The following is an 18,501-nucleotide window of genomic DNA, read 5'->3' on the forward strand; positions in this document are numbered from 1 at the left end:
GACGACACGCGCTCAATCGTTGCCCGTCAACCCTTGGCGACCGGCTTGAGGTCCAGCGTCACCCGTACCAACCCGTCTTGCTGGGATTCGCGGGTAAAACCAAGTGACTGGGCCAACGACAGCATCGGCAGGTTGTGCTCGAACACATCGCCGTAGATGCGCTCCAGCTGCTTGCTTCGGGCCCACTTCACCAGTCGGGTCATCAGGTACCGGCCCAGGCCCATCCCGGCGATGTAGCGGCTGACAAGTATTGCGAATTCCGCGTCACGGCCGTTGGGATCAATGAATATCCGTGCCACGGCGCCGACCAGCGCCTCCCCGGGCGGCAGTGGCTCGGCGGCCACCAGGGCGAATTCTGTCTTGGGGTTCAGCCGGGTGAAGCGCTCGATCGTCTCTGGCGACATCCCCCGTACCGAATGCAGGAACCGCTGCCGCACCTCTTCGGGTTGCAACAACGAGAAGCCCGCGCGCAAAGGCTCCGCGTCCTCTGGACGGATCGGGCGGATCAGCAGTTCACGTCCGTTGGGCAGGCGCTGCCGCTCATGCCACGGAGGAAGTCTTTCTCGGGAGCTCATGCCGGGGATATTGCCATAGTCGGTGTAAACATTTGCTTCACCCGGAAATCACGCCAACCCCACGTTTGCCAGCGCGTTCAGGCCTGTTGATCACGGGCATCATCATTGCCGATGCTAGAATTCCGCCGCTATTCATTGAGGATCGAACCATGGCCGGTGGCGGTGATTCAAACCGCGCGATCTATTTCGCGCTGGGTGCCAACTTCCTGATCGCGGTGGCCAAGGGTCTGGCCGCATTCTTCACCGGCTCCAGCGCGATGCTGGCCGAAACCGTGCACTCGCTGGCTGACTGCGGCAACCAGGGCTTGCTGCTGCTGGGGCTGAAGCAGGCGAAACGGCCGCCGTCGCCGGAGTACCCACTGGGCTACGGCCGGGCGATTTATTTCTGGTCGTTCCTGGTTGCAGTGATGTTGTTCACCGTTGGCGGGATGTTCTCGTTGTACGAGGGCATCCATAAGCTGCAGGCGCCTGCTGACCCGGGTGGCAGCAGCCTGTGGTGGGCGGTCGGCGTATTGACGTTCGGCATCATTGCCGAGGGCGTCTCGATGAAGGCCTGCCTGCAGGAGGTCAACAAGTCGCGTGGCCAGCGCAGCATCTGGCGCTGGTTCCGTGAGAGCCGGCAAGCCGAATTGGTGGTGATCTTCGGGGAGGATCTGGCGGCATTGCTGGGACTGACGTTCGCACTGGTTGCCGTCGTAGCGACCATGGTCACCGGCAATCCGCTGTGGGATGCAGTGGGCACGATCGGCATCGGTGCGCTGCTGATCATCGTGGCGGTCTTCGTCGCCATCGAGATCAAGGCGATGCTGATCGGACAAAGCGTAGACCCGGAACGCGAGCGTCAGATCCGGCAATTTCTGGACGGCCGCCCCGAACTCACCCGGGTGATCAGCTTGATCACGATGCAACTGGGCAACGAGGTGATGGTGTCGGTGCAGGCGCAGATGCGCGAGAGCGGCAGCGTCAACAACCTGGTGGCCGAGATCAACACGGTGGAGGTGGCGATGAAGCAGGCTTTCCCCGAGGTGCGCTGGAGCTTCTTCGAGCCGGACGTGTGTACCGGCGTTTGAGGGTGCATCCGGTCCCGGCCCCGTGGCGATGGCTAGCTGGCCTGCTTCAGCCATTGCACCCGCGATGATGAGCCGGCCTCGCCCAGTACCTGCTGCAGCAAGGGCATCACGGTGGCCAGGGTCTGGTCCAGTTGCCACGGCGGGTTGAGCAGCAACATCCCGCTGCCGTTCATTCGCAGCGGGGAATCGTCCGGGTGCACCATCAGTTCGGCCAGTAGCGATGACTTCACCGGCAGCGCGGTGGCGCGGCGGAAGAACTGGTTCAGCGAGCGACGCAGCTTGACCGGATACCAGACCGCGTAGCTGGCATGCGGCCAGCGCACCAGTGCCTCGCGCACCGCGCCGATGATGTGGTCGAACTCCTGCAGCTGGGCCTCGTAGGGCGGGTCGATCAACACCAGTCCTCGGTTGAAACGCACCTCCCCGAACTTCGGCGGCAACAGGGCTTTCATGGCCTCGTAACCATCGCGCGCATGCACCGCGACGCGTGGATCGGCGGCGAAGTTGGCCTTCAATTGCGCGGCTTCCTCGGGCAGCAGCTCGCAGGCCGCGATCCGGTCGCCCTCGCGCAGCGCGTGCGCCAGCAGCCACGGCGAGCCGGGATAGCTGGCATTGCCGTGTTCGCTGCGACAGGCCTTCACTGCGGCCAGGTAGAGAGTGATGACCGGGTGCCGCGGCGCTTCGGCGAGCAGCCGGCCGATGCCGCCCTCGGCCTCGCCGGTGCGCTGGGAGGAGTTGCTGTCGAGCGCGTACAGACCGCGCCCGGCATGGGTGTCGAGCGCAAACAGCGGGGCCGGCTTGGAGATCAGCGCGTCGCACAGCGCCAATACGGTGACGTGCTTGAAGACGTCGGCATGGTTGCCGGCGTGGAAGGCGTGGCGATAGTTCATCGCGACAGGATATCCCGGCGGCGGGGTGCGCGGCTGGCTTATCCTGTCGTGGCTGGCTCTTGCCGCCATCCCCGGTCCCGCCCATGCCCCGCATCCTCCTGGTTGAAGACGAGACCGCGATTGCCGAGACGCTGCAATATGCCTTGCGCGCCGAAGGTTTCGAGTCCGTGCACTGCCTGACCGGTGGCGAGGCGCTGCGGCTGGTGGCCGGGCAGACCTTCGATCTGGCCGTACTCGATATCGGCCTGCCCGACATCAGCGGTTTCGCGTTATGCCGCGAGCTGCGCCGCAACAGCTCGATGCCGGTGATCTTCCTGACCGCGCAGGGTGCCGAAGCCGACCGCATTCTCGGGCTGGAGATCGGTGCCGACGATTACGTGACCAAGCCGTTCTCACCCCGCGAGCTGGTGGCGCGGGTGAGGGCGGTGCTGCGGCGTGGCCAGACATCGACGTCCGCCGTGCCCGCGGCGGAGGCCTTCAACCACGACGCGGCAGGAAAGTGCATCCGGTTCCGCGGACACATGCTGGACTTGACCCGTTACGAATACGGCCTGCTGGCTGCGTTGTTGCAGCGGCCCGGGGCGATCCTGTCGCGGGCACAGTTGATGGACCGGGTCTGGGGCGATGCGCTGGAAAGCGGCGACCGCACGGTCGACACCCACATCAAGACGCTGCGGGCGAAACTGCGCGAGGTGGACCCGTCGGCCGATCCGATCCGCACCCATCGCGGGCTGGGTTACTCGCTGGAGGTCGCTTGACTGGGGTTAAGAGCTTGGGCCAGAGCGGCGCAATGAGGCGAAGGTCTTGAACATCGGGTTGCGGATCTTCCTCGGCTATTTCCTGATCGTCGCCCTGACCGGGCTGCTGGTGGTGCAGGTGTTCGTCCAGCAGGTCAAGCCGGGCGTGCGCCAGGCGATGGAGGACACCCTGGTGGATACCGCCAATGTCCTGGCCGAACTGGCGACCGACGACCTGCAGGCCGGGCATATCGCCGATGGGGCGTTCGCCCGGCGTGTGCGGGCGGTGGCCGAACGCGACTTCGGCGCCAGCATCTGGGGTTTCGACAAGCACCACGGCAGCTACCGGGTCTACGTCACCGACGCGCGCGGCACGGTCGTGTTCGATAGCAACGGAGTGGCGCTGGGAACGGATTACTCGCGCTGGAATGATGTGCGCCGGACCCTGGACGGGCACTACGGTGCGCGCTCCAGCCGGAGTGATCCGGCCGATGAAAACTCCACCGTGATGCATGTCGCCGCCCCGATCCGCGACGCGGCTGGCAATCTCATCGGCGTGCTGACCGTGGCCAAACCCAACAGCACCCTGATGCCGTTCATCCAGCGCGGGCAGGCCGTGGTGCTGGGGTGGGGCGCGGTGCTGCTGGGCGCAGCCCTGTTGATCGGCCTGACGGCCGCCGGGTGGCTGTCGCGCCAGCTTGCCGGGCTGCGGCGTTATGCCCACGCGGTCACCGCTGGCGAGCGTGCGGTTCCGCCGCGCGCAGCGGGCGAGTTTGGCGAACTGGGCGCCGCCCTGGAAACCATGCGCGTCCGGCTCGAGGGCAAGCAGTACGTCGAGCACTACGTGCACAGCCTGACCCACGAGATGAAGGGGCCGCTGGCGGCGATCCTGGGCAGCGCGGAACTGCTGGAGGCGCCAATGCCCGACGCCGACCGCGCACGCTTTGCCGCCAGTATCCGGACCCAGGCCGACCGTCTGGCGCAGATGATCGACAAGCTGCTCGCCCTGGCCGCGGTGGAGCATCGGCAGCGGATCGAGCAACCCGAGCCGGTCGACATGGCACGACTGGCCGCTGATGTCGCCGGGCTTTGCGCGTCACGCCTGCTTCGCGCGGCCGTCGAGTTGCGGCTGGATACGGCCGCGGCGACGGTCAGCGGCGATGCGTTCCTGCTTCGTCAGGCGTTGGTCAACCTGGTCGACAACGCGGTGGATTTCGCCCCGGCTGGCAGCGTGGTCGAGCTGCGTTTGCGGAGCGAGGGCGCCGAGGCCATCGTCGAGGTCGCCGATCGCGGTCCCGGGGTTCCCGACTACGCGGCGCAACGGGTGTTCGAGCGGTTCTATTCGTTGCCGCGCCCGGCAGGCGGCAGTCGCAGCAGTGGGCTGGGCTTGTGCTTCGTAGCAGAAGTGGCGGCCTTGCACAGCGGGCGCGTCACCCTCGGCAATCGCGCGGGCGGTGGTGCGCTGGCAACACTGGTACTGCCGGCGACCGGGTAACGCTTCACCCTCGCTTCACCGTGGCCCCATCGTCCGCACATGCGCGCCATCGATGCTGCCGTTGGTTGCCACGACGGGAGTGCGAAATGCGACTTTGGATAAAGATGGTGATGGTGCTGGGGATGACCCTGGCAATCCTGGTGCCGTTGACGATGGTGCGCGGGGTGGTTCACGAGCGACAGGAGTACCGGCGTCAGGCGGTAGCTGACATCGCCCGCAGTTACGCCGGCCAGCAGTCGTTCGCGGGGCCGGTACTGGTGGTGCCGTATCGGCAGTTGGTTGAGGTCGAGGAGCCCGATGCGAACGGCGTGGTGCGAAGGGTGCGCCGGATGCAGGAGAGCCAGTGGACGTTTTTTCCCAGCACGCTGGTTGTCGACGGAGACCTCAATCCGGGTATCCGCCGACGCGGGCTGCATGAGGTCCGGGTGTACGAGTGGCATGGGAGCGCGCAGGCTTCGTTCGATCTGGAGATCCCGGCTGATCCCGGCCCGGAGCAGGCGCGCCGGATCGGCCAGCCCTACCTGGGTTACGCGATCGGCGATGTGCGCGGGCTGGTAGGTACCCCGGTGCTGAAGGTCGATGGCCGCAGTGTGAGCCTGGAGCAGGGCCGGGGCTATCGTCGCGGCGAGGGCCTGCATGTGCGGCTGGGCGTACCGGCAGCGGGCGAGACGCGCACCGTGAGCACCCGGCTGGACTTCGTGCTGGCCGGCACCGAACGGCTGGCGCTGGTCCCGCTGGGTTATCAGAACCGGTTCTCGCTGGGTTCGAGCTGGCCGCACCCGAGTTTCGAAGGCAGCTCGCCCCGCACCCGGACCATCGACGCAAGCGGCTTCCGGGCCGAGTGGGATATTCCTGGCCTAGCCAGCAACGCGCAACGAAGTTTCCTGGAGGGTATGGCGGCCGACCGGGTGCGGGCCAGCGCCAGCGGCGCGGAGGATGGATCCGCCGGGGTGGAAAGTGTCGGCGTGTCGCTGGTCGACCCGGTCGATGTGTACGCCAAGACCGATCGCGCGACCAAGTACGGCCTGCTGTTCGTACTGCTGACCTTCATCGGGTTCTTCATTTTCGAGCTGACCCGGCAATTGCCGATCCACCCGATCCAGTACGGCCTGGTCGGGCTCGCGCTGGCGCTGTTCTTCCTGCTGCTGCTCAGCCTGAGCGAGCACTTCAGGTTCGGCTGGTCCTACCTGGTCGCCGGGGTCGCCTGTATCGGCCTGATCACGTTCTATCTCAGCGCGGTCCTGCGAAGCGTGCGGCGGGCGCTGGGCTTCGCCGCGATGCTGGCCACCCTGTATGCCGCGCTCTATGGGTTGCTGGTGTCGGAAGACAACGCGCTGGTGCTGGGTTCGGGCCTGCTGTTCGTGGTCCTCGCGGCGCTGATGACGATCACCCGCAAGGTGGACTGGTACCAGTTGGCCGGGCGGCCGTCGCCGCGTCCACGGCGGTCCGGGCCGAGCTTGGGCGAGGGCTGATCCTCGTGACCGCCGGCGCTCCAGGGGAGGCGCCGGCGGTTTCCGGACGGATGACCCGGATGGCCTTGTCCGCATTGGACTGCCGTTTACCCGACCGTAAGCTGCGCACGTACTGTCACTGGCGGGCGCGCATCCCCCAGACCAAAAGAGACCGCTGAGCATGATGTCCGGCATGACCCCGCTCACCGAATCCGCATCTCGCCATACAGACCACCCGACGCTGAGGGTGCTGGTCGTGCACAGCGTAGTCGGCGCGGCGATCCGGCCGTTCCTTGGCGATATCGCGCAGTTGCGGGCCACGGTGCTCCGCGACTGGCCGAACCTGTATGACGGCGATGTCGCCAGCCAGGCCCGGCACCTGCAGGTCTACCTGGACTCCTGGCGCAGCATTGCGATCCTGGTGTCCGACGGTGCCCGATTGGTGGGCGTGTCGATCGGATTGCCGTTGGCCGATGCGCGCGAATCGTTGCGCCAGGTGTTCGCTCCGGCAGGGCGCGAGGTCGACCGGGTCTTCCATTTTGGCGGATCGGTATTGCTGCCGGCGTATCGCGGACGCGGCCTGGGCCATCGTTTCTTCGATGAGCGCGAGTCGCATGCGCGCGCACTGGGCGGCTTTGAGACGACGACGTTCCGCACGGTCGAGCGCGCCGTCGACGATCCGCGCCGGCCGCCGTTTGGCCGCAGTCTGGAACCGTTCTGGCACAAGCGCGGCTACCGCCGGTGCGAGGGTCTGCCGCAAAACTTCGCGACCTGGTCGCGGCCGCTGGAACGAAATTTTTAGCTACGGGCGGGGAATTCACATCAACACGATCGCGTTCGCCACGCCTGCATGCTTCAGATCAGCAGGGATATCCGCGGCACCCACAGCGCCACCCCGGCCAGGCCGCTGCCGATCACGATGGCAGCCAGCACGTCGCTGGGATAGTGGAGGCCCAGCACCACCCGGGAAGCCGCGACGGCAGCGGTGAACGGCGCCAACACCCACGCCAGCACCGGGTAATGCGCGATTGCGACCAGGCTGAAGGCGACCGCATGCAAGGTATGTCCGGACGGGAAACTGAACTCGTCCAGCGGCGCAACCCACGCCTGGATCCGCTGGTCGCTGGCAAACGGCCGTGGACGGCGGGTCCATCGCTTGAGCAGTTTGTACAGGCCCAGTGCGACCAGCCCGGTCGCCGCCAGGTGGATCGATGCGGCCAGTCCGTCGATGCCGTCGACGAGGATCATCATCGCCATCAGCAGGTACCAGAACATCCCGTCGCCAAGCCGGCTGACTGTGGCGAATGCGGCCCGCGAAATGCCACCGCTACCCAGCTGGTTGAGCCTCAGGCACCAGCCCGACTCATCGGCGACCAGACGTTGATGCCAGCGCAATCGACTCATCCTTCCTCCTCGCGACCAGGTCGCGCAGCAATGCATCGAAATCCCGTGCGACCTGTTGCGGTTGCAAGCTCATGACGGCCTCGCGCCCGCGTCGGGCCATGCCGGCGCGTTGTTGCGCATCGCCGCCGATGTTCACGGCCGCGGCAATAAACCCCGCGTCGTCGCCATCGTCGATCGCCGCGCCGTGCACGCCGTCTCGCAGATGCTCACGGGCGGCGCCGTAATTGAATGCGACCGGTGGCACGCCACTGGCCATGGCTTCCAGGGTGACGTTGCCGAAGGTTTCGCTGTGGCTCGGGAACAGGAACAGGTCGCCGCTGGCAAAGTGGCGGGCGAGTTGGTTGCCGCGCTGTACGCCACAGAAAATGAAGTCGGGATGCTCGCGCTCCAGGCGAGTCCGTTCCGGCCCGTCCCCGACCCAGACGAAGCGCGCGCGTGGGTGGGCTTCCTGCAAGCGCCGGTAGGCCCGTATGGCCAGGTCGAGGTTCTTTTCCGGGGCAATCCGGCCGACATGGATGGCGACCGGGTCGTCCGGGCCCACGCCCCATTGCGCGCGCAGCGTCGGGTCGCGGTGGTCGGGGGTGAAGCGGTTGCAATCGACCGCCCTCGGCAGGCGCCGCACATGCCGGAAGCCTTGTGATCGCAGTAGGCGGGCCAGCTCGTGGGTGGGCACCAGGGTGGCGTCGGCGCGGTTGTGGAAGTGGCGCATCCAGCGCAATGCGGCGCTGCCGAGCCAGGCGAACCCGTAGTCGCGCATGTAGTGGTCGAAGCGGGTATGCAGGCCGGTTGCGACGGGGATTCCCAGTTGCCTCGCCGCGCGTAGCGCCGACCAGCCCAGTGGTCCTTCGGTGGCGATATAGATGGCGTCCGGTGGCATTGCGCGCCAGTGCCTGATCAACGCACGGGTCGCCGGCAGGCCGACCTGCAAGCCGGAGTAGCGCGGTAGCGCCACACCACGGATCAACAGTTCGTGGTCTGCCGACTGGCGGTCGCCGGTCTGTCGCGGCCGCACCAGGCCGACCCCGTGACCCAGTTCGCGCAGTCCGTGCTCCAGGTCCCGCACGGTCAAGGCGACGCCGTTGACCTCCGGTGGATAGGTCTCGGTGACGATCGCGTAGCGCATCGGGGGCCTCCGCCTGAGTGCGCCCAGCGTGCCGCGGCGAGGTGAACCGACGATGGCGGGAATATGACGATGATGTGACGTCAGCAGGCGACGCATCGACGTGGTTGCCGGACATTAATGGGGGACTCGATAAGCTGTGCCGTTCCCTATTTTCCGGTAAACCCCCTTGCGCCGACGCGAACTACTGATCGCGGGTCTCACGCTGCCTCTTGTCGCCTTGCCAGGCGTGGGTAGGCCGTCGCCGTTGCGAGCCCTAGCCGGCGAAGCTCCGGTGCAAGACCCATTGGCGCTGCCCTTCACCCGGGACACTGTGCCGGTGCTGGCCCGCGCGCTTGCCGCGCAACCCTTCCGGCCCGTTGCCGGGAAGTTGCCGGACTCGCTGCGCAGTATCGGTTATGACCAGTACCGGGAGATCCGTTTCGATCCCAGGCAGGCGTTATGGCGCGGACAGGGAAGGTCGTTCCAAACGGAATTCTTCCATCGTGCGTTCCTGTTCGGGCAGCGGGTGGACATCCACCAGGTGGCCGATGGCATGGCCACACCGATCGTCTACCAGCCGGGAATGTTCAGCTTCGGCTCGGCGCCGGCACCTGTCGAAACGGATCTCGGTTTTGCCGGCTTCCGCCTGCATGCGCCCATCAACACCCCCGACTATTTCGACGAGGTCTGCGCCTTCCTTGGTGCGAGCTATTTCCGTGCGGTCGCCCAGGGACAGCGGTATGGATTGTCCGCGCGCGGGCTGGCGTTGCGCACCGGCGACCCGGCCGGCGAGGAGTTCCCGGTCTTCAAGGCGTTCTGGATCGAACGCCCCGAGCCGGGCGCGGCGAAGATCGTGGTGCATGCGCTGATGGACAGTCCCAGTGTCGCCGGCGCATTTTCGTTCGTGATCCATCCCGGCCAGGACACCGTATTCGACGTCAGTGCGCGCCTGTACCCGCGCGTGGCGCTTTCCCTTGCAGGCATTGCACCGCTGACCAGCATGTTCCAGTTCGACGCCAGTGATCGGGTCGGTATCGATGACTACCGCAGTGCGGTGCATGACTCCGGCGGACTGGCATTGGCTACCGCCAGCGGTGAGCAACTGTGGCGACCGCTGTGCAATCCGGTGGCGCTGCAGGAAAGCATCTTTGAAGATGACAGCCCGCGCGGCTTCGGGCTGATGCAGCGCAAGCGCAGATTTTCAGACTACGGCGACAGCGAAGCCCAATACGAACGTCGCCCGAGCCTGTGGGTGGAGCCGGTGGGTGACTGGGGCAGGGGCAGCGTGCACCTGTTCGAGCTGCCCACCGCGGATGAATACCACGACAATATCGTCGCGTTCTGGCGCCCGTCGCAACCGCTGGCGGCAGGTCGCGAGCATCGCTTCGACTATCGCCTGCACTGGTGTGAGCGACGCGGCGACCAGGCAGCGCTGGCAAGGACCGAGCGCACCCGGATCGGGGCGGCGCCGAAGGGCGCCCGACAGGTCGTGATCGACCTGGCCGGAGGCGGGTTGGCGAGCCTGAACGAATCCGCCTTGCCGCGAGCCGAAGTACACGCCAGTCACGGCCGGGTCATTAACATTGTTGCCCATGCCAGCCCCGAGACGGGCGGCTGGCGCCTGGCGTTCGAGCTGCACCCCGGTGACGAGCCGTTGGTGGAGTTGCGCGCCCGGTTGCTGTCCCAGGACGGCAATCCCCTTTCGGAAACATGGATTTACCGATGGACCCGATCATGATGAATACCTCTCCGCTTGCCGACGCCCACCAGGCGCGGCCCCTGCTGCCGGCCGAAGCACCGTTGCCGATGCCGGTGCAATCGTTCCAGGATGCCGAGCCGGCCGCCGCCACGTTGCCCGGCAGCCCCGCCGGCATCATCTGGCGCCGTGCATGGATCCTTGGTGGCACCGGTGGACTGACCCTGTTGGCGACCTACCAGCTGTGGTGGGCCTTGCGTGGCGGCGGCCTGGGTGCGCTGGAAGGGCTGACCCTGGTCCTGTTCGCCTGCCTGTTCGTCTGGGTTGCGCAGAGTTTCATGAGCGCCCTGTCCGGCTTTGCCTTGATCGTCAATGACTACCGTCGCCGCGGCGGGCTGGGCTTGATTGATGCCGGTCCACTGCCTGCGCTGACCACGCGCACCGCGTTGCTGATGCCGACCTACAACGAGGCCCCGGAGCGGTTGATGGCCGGGCTTGAGGCCATCTGCGAATCGGTAGTTGCCACCGGCCGTGCGTCTTCGTTTGATTTCTTCGTGCTCAGCGACACCACCCGCAGTGAGCTCCAAGAGCGCGAGCTGGCATCGTTCCAGGCACTGCGTGGTCGCCTGGGTGGACAGGTGAACCTGTTTTACCGTCATCGTCCCGACAACCTGGAGCGCAAGGCTGGCAACATCGCCGAGTGGGTCAAGCGCTTTGGTGCCGCGTACCCGCACATGCTGATCCTTGATGCCGACAGCCTGATGACCGGCAAGGCGGTGGTCAGGCTGGCGATGGCGATGGAGCGCAACCCCGGGGTCGGGTTGATCCAGACCCTGCCGGTGGTGGTCAATGGCGGCACCGTGTTTGCGCGCATGCAGCAGTTCGCCGGGCGCGTGTACGGCCCGGTGCTGGCGCGTGGCAATGCCTGGTGGCATGGCACCGAGGGCAACTACTGGGGCCACAACGCGATCATCCGTACCGCGGCATTTGCCGTCGATGCCGGCCTGCCGAAGCTGGAGGGCGGGCGCCCGTTTGGCGGCAGTATCCTCAGCCATGACTTCGTGGAGGCGGCGTTGTTGCGCCGCGGCGGGTGGTCGGTACACCTGATCCCCGGCTTGGGCGGCAGCTATGAAGAAGGCCCGCCCTCACTGACCGACATGCTGGTGCGCGACCGCCGCTGGTGTCAGGGCAATCTGCAGCACGCCGGTGTGTTGCCTGCACGTGGATTGCACTGGGTCAGTCGTTGGCACCTGCTGACCGGCATCGGGCATTACATCACCGCGCCCTTGTGGGGGATGCTGATGCTGATCGGTCTTGTGATGACCATGGCAAATTCGGGCTTGCGCCTGTATGAGCTGGTGCTCCCCGGCCTGGCATCGTCCGCGAACTGGGCGGGGCCGGGCGATGGTGAACGCTTCTTGTGGGTTTTCGTGCTGACCATGTCGTTGCTGCTGGGTCCCAAGCTATTGGGCTTCCTGCTGACCCTGGTCGACCCGTGGGCCCGCCGCAGCTGTGGCGGAGCCTTGCGGTTGACGCTGGGGGTGCTGGTGGAGACGGTCCTGACCACGTTGATGGCGCCGGTGACGATGTGCCTGCAGTCGCGCGGTGTGGCCGAGGTATTGATGGGGCGTGACTCCGGCTGGGAAAGCCAGCGCCGCGACGATGGCACCTTGTCGCGAACCGAGTTGCTGCAACGCTACGGTGGGGTGACGGCATGCGGGCTGGTGGGCACGGTATGGAGCTATGCGGTCTCGCCGTCGCTGATGTTGTGGATGTCGCCGGTGCTGCTTGGGCTGGTGGTGTCGATGCCGCTGGTCGCGTGGACCGCAGCGCCTGTTCCGGGCCGTCGCTTGCGGCACCTCGGGCTGTTTCTGACGCCCGAGGAGGTCGTGCCGCCGCCGGTGCTTGCCCGTGCGCAGGCGCTGCGCGGGTCGCTGGTCCGGGCTGAATCGTTGGCTCCCACGGACGACTCCGGCATGACGCAGATGGCAACGACATCGCCGGAATTCGAGCCGCACCCGGTCTAGGCCACCCGGTCCAAGCGATCAGGGTGCTGCCCCCGGCAAGTCATGTCGTTTCGACGCTCAGGGCGATGCCCAGTGCGGCGATGTCGTCAGGCTCGCCATCCAGATCCGCCCGCAGCAACGGACGCGCCTGCAGCCAGCGCTGGGCGAAGGTCAGGGTCAGACAATCCGCGCTGGCATGAGCGTCGAGTTGCGGAATCGGGTCGGCCTCATGCGCGCGGTGGATCAGCACCGCCAGCCGAAGCAACGCCGAGGTGTGGCGAACGGCAGGCAGCAGGCGGTCGGGCAGGGCGTCGAACACGTGCTTGGGGATCTTGCGCCGCTGGGTGCGTACCAGCGCTGCCAGGAACTGCTGCTGCTGCCGCGAAAAACCGGCAATGTCGGTGTACTCGACTACATACGCGCTGTGCACGTGGTACTGGCTGTGAGCGATCGTCAGCCCCAGCTCATGCAGGCGCGCCGCCCGGATCAGCATCAGCCGGTCGTCGACGTCCAGTTGCCAGGCCGGCGCGAGTTGATCGAACAACCGCAGCGCGGTGGTCTCCACGCGCGCGGCCTGGGCGGTGTCGATCCCGTAGCGCACCATCAGGGCATCCACCGAGGCGTCGCGCGGATCATCCGCGCCGCCGCGACCGAGCATGTCGTGCAACACGCCCTCGCGCAGGGCGGCCTTGCTGGTCGCCAGCCGCTGCAAACCGAGCGCATCGAAAGCCGCTTCCAGCACCAGCACGCCCCCGGCAATCACCTCGCGGCGCTCGCTGGACAGACCGGGTAGCTTGATCGCCTCGATCCTGCCGGCCTGCAGCAAGCGGTCGCGGACCTGGGGCAGGGCATCGGCGAGGATGGCGCCCTTGCTCAATTTCATTGCGGCGCAGATCTCACCGATGGCCTTGTTGGTCCCGGAAGTGCCGATCGCGTCATCCCAGCCCACGGCGCGGTAGGTGGAGGCAAACTGCTGGAACTCGGCGGTGACCTCGATCAACGCCTCGCGCCAGCGCTTTTCGGTGAGCTTTCCGTCGCCGAAATAGCGCCGCGTGGTGGCAACACAACCCAGTTGCAGGCTCTCGCGCTCGATCGCCTCGAAACCGCTGCCAATGATGCATTCGGTGGAGCCGCCACCGATGTCGAGCACCAGCCGTAGTTGGTCTGGCTTGGAAGGTTGCGCGTGGGCGACGCCCAGGTAGATCAGGCGGGCTTCCTCGCGGCCGGCGACCACCTCGATCCCGTGGCCCAGTGCGCTCTCTGCCGGCATCAGGAACGCCTGCGGGACGGCGAGGCGGCGCACGGTATTGGTCGCGATCGCGCGGACGCGCTGCGGTGGGATGTCGCGGATGCGCTGGCCAAAACGCGACAGGCACGCATAGGCACGTTGGCGGACCTCGGCCGATAGCGCCCCGCGTCCATCCAGCCCCTCGGCCAGCCGTACGGTCTCGCGCAGGCGATCAACCACCCGCAGCTGCCCCAGCAGGTATTGGGCAACCACCATGTGGAAGCTGTTGGAGCCCAGGTCGATTGCGGCCAGCAGGTCGCCATCACGTAACGGCATGGCCGCGGTCGGGACTATATCCGGCATGTCGCGATGGCCCTTCGTCAGCACAACTTGGCCAACAGGCAAGCCTGGGCCGAATGGGGTGGTTGATGGTCGGGCCGCGGCACCCGCGCGTAGTCACCATCGGACTGCAGCGACCAGGCGTTGAGGTTGTCGTCCAGATAGTTGTCCAGGGCCTCATCGAACACCCGCTCGGCCAGGGCCGGGTCGAGGATCGGGAAGCAGCTCTCGACCCGCCGCAGCAGGTTGCGCTCCAGCCAGTCGGCGCTGGCGCAGAACAGTTCCGGCTGGCCATCATTGCCGAACCAGTAGACCCGGCCATGCTCCAGGAACCGCCCGACGATGGAGCGTACCCGGATGTTCTCGCTGACGCCGGGCACGCCCGGTCGCAGGGTGCAGGCGCCGCGCACGATGAGGTCGATCTGCACGCCCGCCTGCGATGCGCGATACAACGCGCGTATCACCCGAGGCTCATTGAGTGCATTCATCCGGGCGATGATCCGGCCGGGCTTGCCCGTGTGTGCATTCGCGGTTTCGCGGTCGATCCGTTGCAATACCCCGGCATGCAAGGTGAAAGGCGATTGCAACAGGCGCTTGAGGGTCATCGACGGCGCCAGTCCGGACAGCTGCTGGAAGATCAGGTGGACGTCGTTGCCGATCTCCGGGTGGGCGGTGATCAGGCCGATGTCGGTGTAAAGCCGGGCCGTGCCAGCGTGGTAGTTGCCGGTGCCCAGGTGCACGTAACGACGCAACTTCCGGCCTTCGCGCCGGACCACCAGCAGCATCTTGGCATGGGTCTTGTAACCGACCACGCCGTAGACCACCTGTACCCCGGCTTCCTGCAGGCGGTCGGCGAAACCCAGGTTGGCCTCTTCGTCAAATCGTGCGCGCAACTCGACCACGGCGGTGACGTCCTTGCCGTTGCGGGCAGCCTGGATCAGCGCCTCCACGATCGAGGAATCCTTGCCCGAGCGGTACAGGGTCTGCTTGATCGCCAGTACTGCCGGGTCCTCGGCGGCCTGGCGCAGCATGTCCAGTACCGGCGTGAACGCATCGAAGGGGTGGTGCAGCAGCACGTCACTTTTGGCCACGGTGGCAAAGATGCGATCACTGCCCGGCAGCTGGCGCGGCTGGAATGGCGGGAATTTCAGGTCGGGGCGCTCGACCAGGTCGTACACCTGGATCACCCGGTTGAGGTTGACCGGGCCTTTTATCCGGTACACCGCATTCGCGGGCAGGTCGAACTTGTCCAGCAAGCTGCGCACGATCGGGGCGGGACATTGCTCGGCGATCTCCAACCGCACCGCGCGCAGGTAGCCACGGCCAACCAGTTCGTCGCGCAGGGCCAGGGCGATGTTGTCCACCTCCTCCTCGTCGACCAACAGCTCGGAATTGCGGGTGACCCGGAACTGGTATGCGCCCTTGATCTCCATGCCCGGGAACAATTCGCCAACGAAGGTCGACAGCACCGCCGACAGGAACACGAAGTCATTCGGCCCGCCGCTGATCTTTTGCGGGACCTGGATGATTCGTGGCAGCGAGCGCGGTGCACGTACGATCGCCAGGTCGCCCTTGCGGCCGAATGCATCCTGGCCGCTCAACACCACCACGATATTGAGCGACTTGTTGAGGATTTTCGGGAATGGGTGTGCCGGATCCAGCCCCAGCGGCGACAGTACCGGCATGACTTCATTGCGGAAGTACGCGCGCAGCCAGCGGGTTTGACGGGCATCCCAGCTGCCGCGGGCAAGGACCCGTACGCCGGCGGCATCGAGCTGCGGTCGCAACACCGTGTTCCAGCAATCGTACTGGGCGTCGACCAGTTCGGCGGCACGGTCATGGATGCGCGCCAGCACCGCGTTTGGCGACAGGCCATCGGGGCCGGCGACCAGTCCCAGGTCCTGTGCGTGCTGCAAGGTGCCGGCACGGATCTCGAAGAACTCGTCCAGGTTGGTGCAACTGATGCACAGGTACTTGAGGCGCTCCAGCAAGGGCACCTGCGAATCCTGCGCCTGTGCGAGCACCCGGAAATTGAAGTCCAGTTGGGACAATTCGCGATTGAAGTACAACGAGGGGTCCCGAAGCGGGTCGTTGTCGGCCACGTCGGTGTACAGGCCCACATCGAGCGGCGCGTGTTCGGGTGCGACCTGCTCCAGCGGGATATGCGTTGGCGGTGTCGGCTCGCCTTTCCGGTGTTCCGGCGCCGGGTTGGCCGGCAGGCGGTCATTGGCTGGGGTAGTCATGCATGCAACTCGTTGGCGTGCAGGCCGCCGCTTGATGTCTCGCGCAGACGTACCCGCTCTGCACCGAAGTGGCAGGCGAAGGTACTGCCACGACCAACCTCGCTGTTGATCTCCAGGCGCGCCTGGTGGAGCTGCAGTATGTGCTTGACGATGGCCAGTCCCAGACCGGTCCCGCCGCTGTCGCGCGAGCGGCTGGTAGATACCCGGTAGAAGCGCTCGGTGATGCGCGGCAAGTGCGTTGCCGGGATTCCGTAACCGGTGTCGCGGATCTCCAGCACCAGGCCCGTCATCGTGCGCCCCGCCGGCGGGGTATCGAGCCCGTAGCCCGATGCCGGGGTGGTGGCGCGCAGGCGGATCGTCACCTCGCCACCGGATGGCGTGTAGCGCACTGCGTTGCTGACCAGGTTGGAAAATGCACTATGCAGCTCCTTGCTCGACCCCCACAGGTCCACGCCGGCGTCGTCTTCCACGCTGATCTGGTGTCGGCCCTGGCTCAGTGCGACAGCCTCGCGCTTGAGGGTGGCCAGCATCGCGTCCATTGATACCGGCTCTTCCGCCGGCAAGCTGTCCTGCGACTCCAGCCGTGACAAGGTCAACAGGTCTTCGACCAGTTGGGCCATGCGTTGTGACTGGCGTTGCATCTCGGTGAATATGGGCGCCAGCTCCGGGTGCTCATCCTGCTCGATCATGTCCAGGTACCCATGGATGACGGTCAGGGGGGTGCGCAGCTCGTGGGAGACGTTGGCGACGAAGTCCCGGCGCATCTGTTCCAGATGCAGCAGCCGGCTGACATCGCGGGCGACCAGCAGCCAGAGGTCCTCCGAGTATGGGATCAGGCGCAGACTCAGGCGCATCGACGGACTGGTCGGGGCGACCACCTCGAGCGACTCGGCATGGCGACCGGCAGCCAGCCAGTGGGCGAGCGGCAGCGGCTGCAGTCGTTGCGCCAGTGGGAGACCGATATCGTCGGGGTAATGCAGTCCCAGCAGTGGAGTACTGGACTCGTTGAACCACAGTATCCGCTGACTGTTGCGATTGACCACCACGATGGCATCGGGCAATGCCGCGGCCGCAGCGCGATAGGCGCGCAACATCTCCACCAGTCGTCGCTTGCGGCCACGCATCTCGGCTTGGCCGCGGTACAGCATCCGGTCCAGTTCGTTCCACGGACCAGGTCCGCCGGCAGGCGGCTGCCGCCGGCGCGCGCTCAGCCGTGACAGCACGCGGTGCAAACGCCAGTAATGCCAGCCCACCAGGGCCAGCGCGGCCACGGTCACGACGGGCCACGGATAACCGATTGCCAAACCAAACGCGGCCGTAATGGCAAGCAACAGGCACAGCAGGCCAATCGTGCGGAACCAGGCAGTGCGTACGCGCGAAGTCATGGCCGGAGTATCCAACAGATGGTGTTGTGGTGCAGCGCAGGGCGGTCAGACCCGGCCATTACGGTGTCAACCGTCGGCGGATACCGAAAACCGGTATCCGGTGCCGCGAACGGTCTGGATCATGCCGTCCAGCGTGTACGGTTCCAGGGTCTTGCGTAGGCGGCGGATGTGCACGTCCACGGTGCGCTCTTCCACGTATACGCTGCCGCCCCAGACATGATCGAGCAGCTGGCTGCGCGAATAGACCCGCTCGGCGTGGGTCATGAAGAAGTGCAAAAGCCGGTATTCGGTGGGTCCGATCTGTACCGCTTGTTCCTCGCCGCCGACACCGGCGAAGACACGATGGGCGGCACCGTCGATACGTAATAATCCGGCGCTGATACTGCCGTCCTCGTCATCCTCGCGTGAGCGACGCAGTACCGCACGGATACGGGCCAACAGCTCGCGTGCCGAAAACGGCTTGACCACGTAGTCGTCGACGCCGGCCTCCAGGCCACCGACACGGTCGTTCTCCTCGCCACGGGCGGTCAACATGATGATCGGGACTTCCCGGGTCAACGCGTCCTTGCGCCAGCGTCGCGCCAGTTCCAGGCCGCTGGTTCCGGGCAGCATCCAGTCCAGCAGGATCAGGTCGGGCACGCGGTCGGCGATCGCCGCCTGGGCCTGGCGCGCATCACCGGCATGGACCGGGTTGTAGTCTCCCTTGCGCAAGGCAAAAGCGACCATGTCCCGGATGGCGGGTTCGTCTTCGACAATCAGGATGTTCTTCTGCACGGCTCACCAGTGACGAGGAGTGGGCGCCGGGATCGGCTGGTCATCGACCATGGATCCCGGAGTCATCCCAGTACACTACCGTTTCGTTACAGGCACGTGACAACGT

General features: G+C 66.1%; 15 protein-coding genes. 7 read left to right on the forward strand and 8 right to left on the reverse strand.

The window, feature by feature from the left end; translation table 11 throughout:
- Positions 1-26: 26 nt before the first annotated feature.
- The gene (locus tag ACW7G1_RS05155; RefSeq protein ID WP_456978654.1) at positions 27-575 is read right to left on the reverse strand and encodes a GNAT family N-acetyltransferase; all 549 of its coding nucleotides are present in this window, start codon (positions 573-575) and stop codon (positions 27-29) included.
- 149 nt (positions 576-724) lie between these two features.
- Between ACW7G1_RS05155 and ACW7G1_RS05160 the strand changes: the two genes are divergently transcribed.
- Positions 725-1,645 (forward strand): cation diffusion facilitator family transporter, encoded by a 921-nt coding sequence (locus ACW7G1_RS05160; RefSeq protein ID WP_456978655.1) that lies wholly within the window; start codon positions 725-727, stop codon positions 1,643-1,645.
- Between the two features lie 32 nt (positions 1,646-1,677).
- Here the strand turns inward: ACW7G1_RS05160 and ACW7G1_RS05165 are convergent, their stop codons facing one another.
- Positions 1,678-2,535: a 23S rRNA (adenine(2030)-N(6))-methyltransferase RlmJ gene (locus tag ACW7G1_RS05165; RefSeq protein ID WP_456978656.1), complete on the reverse strand. Its 858-nt coding sequence runs from the start codon at positions 2,533-2,535 to the stop codon at positions 1,678-1,680.
- An 83-nt stretch (positions 2,536-2,618) separates the two neighbouring features.
- On the opposite strand from ACW7G1_RS05165, the gene creB reads away from it, so the two are divergent.
- From creB to ACW7G1_RS05185, 4 genes are all read left to right on the forward strand, one after another.
- The gene (creB, locus tag ACW7G1_RS05170; protein WP_456978657.1) at positions 2,619-3,293 is read left to right on the forward strand and encodes a two-component system response regulator CreB; all 675 of its coding nucleotides are present in this window, start codon (positions 2,619-2,621) and stop codon (positions 3,291-3,293) included.
- A gap of 46 nt (positions 3,294-3,339) precedes the next feature.
- Positions 3,340-4,767: a two-component system sensor histidine kinase CreC gene (gene creC, locus ACW7G1_RS05175; protein ID WP_456978658.1), complete on the forward strand. Its 1,428-nt coding sequence runs from the start codon at positions 3,340-3,342 to the stop codon at positions 4,765-4,767.
- An 86-nt stretch (positions 4,768-4,853) separates the two neighbouring features.
- Positions 4,854-6,239: a cell envelope integrity protein CreD gene (gene creD / locus ACW7G1_RS05180; protein ID WP_456978659.1), complete on the forward strand. Its 1,386-nt coding sequence runs from the start codon at positions 4,854-4,856 to the stop codon at positions 6,237-6,239.
- Between the two features lie 172 nt (positions 6,240-6,411).
- Positions 6,412-7,020, forward strand: a complete 609-nt coding sequence (locus ACW7G1_RS05185) for a GNAT family N-acetyltransferase (RefSeq protein ID WP_456978660.1) — start codon at positions 6,412-6,414, stop codon at positions 7,018-7,020.
- A 53-nt stretch (positions 7,021-7,073) separates the two neighbouring features.
- On the opposite strand, the gene ACW7G1_RS05190 is transcribed toward ACW7G1_RS05185, so the two are convergent.
- Entirely contained in the window at positions 7,074-7,622 is a 549-nt protein-coding gene (locus tag ACW7G1_RS05190) for a phosphatase PAP2 family protein (protein ID WP_456978661.1), read from the reverse strand.
- Complete coding sequence (locus ACW7G1_RS05195) at positions 7,582-8,745, reverse strand: glycosyltransferase family 4 protein (RefSeq protein WP_456978662.1); 1,164 nt, start codon at positions 8,743-8,745, stop codon at positions 7,582-7,584. Before ACW7G1_RS05195 ends, ACW7G1_RS05190 begins: the two co-directional genes overlap by 41 nt.
- 271 nt (positions 8,746-9,016) lie before the next feature.
- On the opposite strand from ACW7G1_RS05195, the gene ACW7G1_RS05200 reads away from it, so the two are divergent.
- A complete protein-coding gene (locus ACW7G1_RS05200; RefSeq protein WP_456978663.1) occupies positions 9,017-10,462 on the forward strand; it encodes a glucan biosynthesis protein in 1,446 nt (481 codons plus the stop codon).
- Positions 10,435-12,447, forward strand: a complete 2,013-nt coding sequence (mdoH, locus tag ACW7G1_RS05205; RefSeq protein ID WP_456978664.1) for a glucans biosynthesis glucosyltransferase MdoH — start codon at positions 10,435-10,437, stop codon at positions 12,445-12,447. The genes ACW7G1_RS05200 and mdoH overlap by 28 nt, the downstream gene beginning before the upstream one ends.
- Positions 12,448-12,487: 40 nt before the next feature.
- On the opposite strand, the gene ACW7G1_RS05210 is transcribed toward mdoH, so the two are convergent.
- The 4 genes from ACW7G1_RS05210 to phoB all read right to left on the reverse strand — a co-directional run bounded on the left by ACW7G1_RS05210 (position 12,488) and on the right by phoB (position 18,395).
- Positions 12,488-14,017, reverse strand: a complete 1,530-nt coding sequence (locus ACW7G1_RS05210; protein WP_456978665.1) for a Ppx/GppA phosphatase family protein — start codon at positions 14,015-14,017, stop codon at positions 12,488-12,490.
- Positions 14,018-14,034: 17 nt separating this feature from the next.
- Positions 14,035-16,155 (reverse strand): polyphosphate kinase 1, encoded by a 2,121-nt coding sequence (gene ppk1, locus ACW7G1_RS05215; RefSeq protein WP_456978850.1) that lies wholly within the window; start codon positions 16,153-16,155, stop codon positions 14,035-14,037.
- A 77-nt stretch (positions 16,156-16,232) separates the two neighbouring features.
- Positions 16,233-17,621 carry a phosphate regulon sensor histidine kinase PhoR gene (gene phoR, locus ACW7G1_RS05220; RefSeq protein WP_456978666.1) on the reverse strand — a complete coding sequence of 463 codons (1,389 nt, stop codon included), beginning with the start codon at positions 17,619-17,621 and terminating at the stop codon, positions 16,233-16,235.
- Between the two features lie 66 nt (positions 17,622-17,687).
- Positions 17,688-18,395: a phosphate regulon transcriptional regulator PhoB gene (phoB, locus tag ACW7G1_RS05225; RefSeq protein WP_456978667.1), complete on the reverse strand. Its 708-nt coding sequence runs from the start codon at positions 18,393-18,395 to the stop codon at positions 17,688-17,690.
- Positions 18,396-18,501 lie beyond the last annotated feature (106 nt).

This window comes from Lysobacter sp. A378 (genome assembly GCF_054052125.1).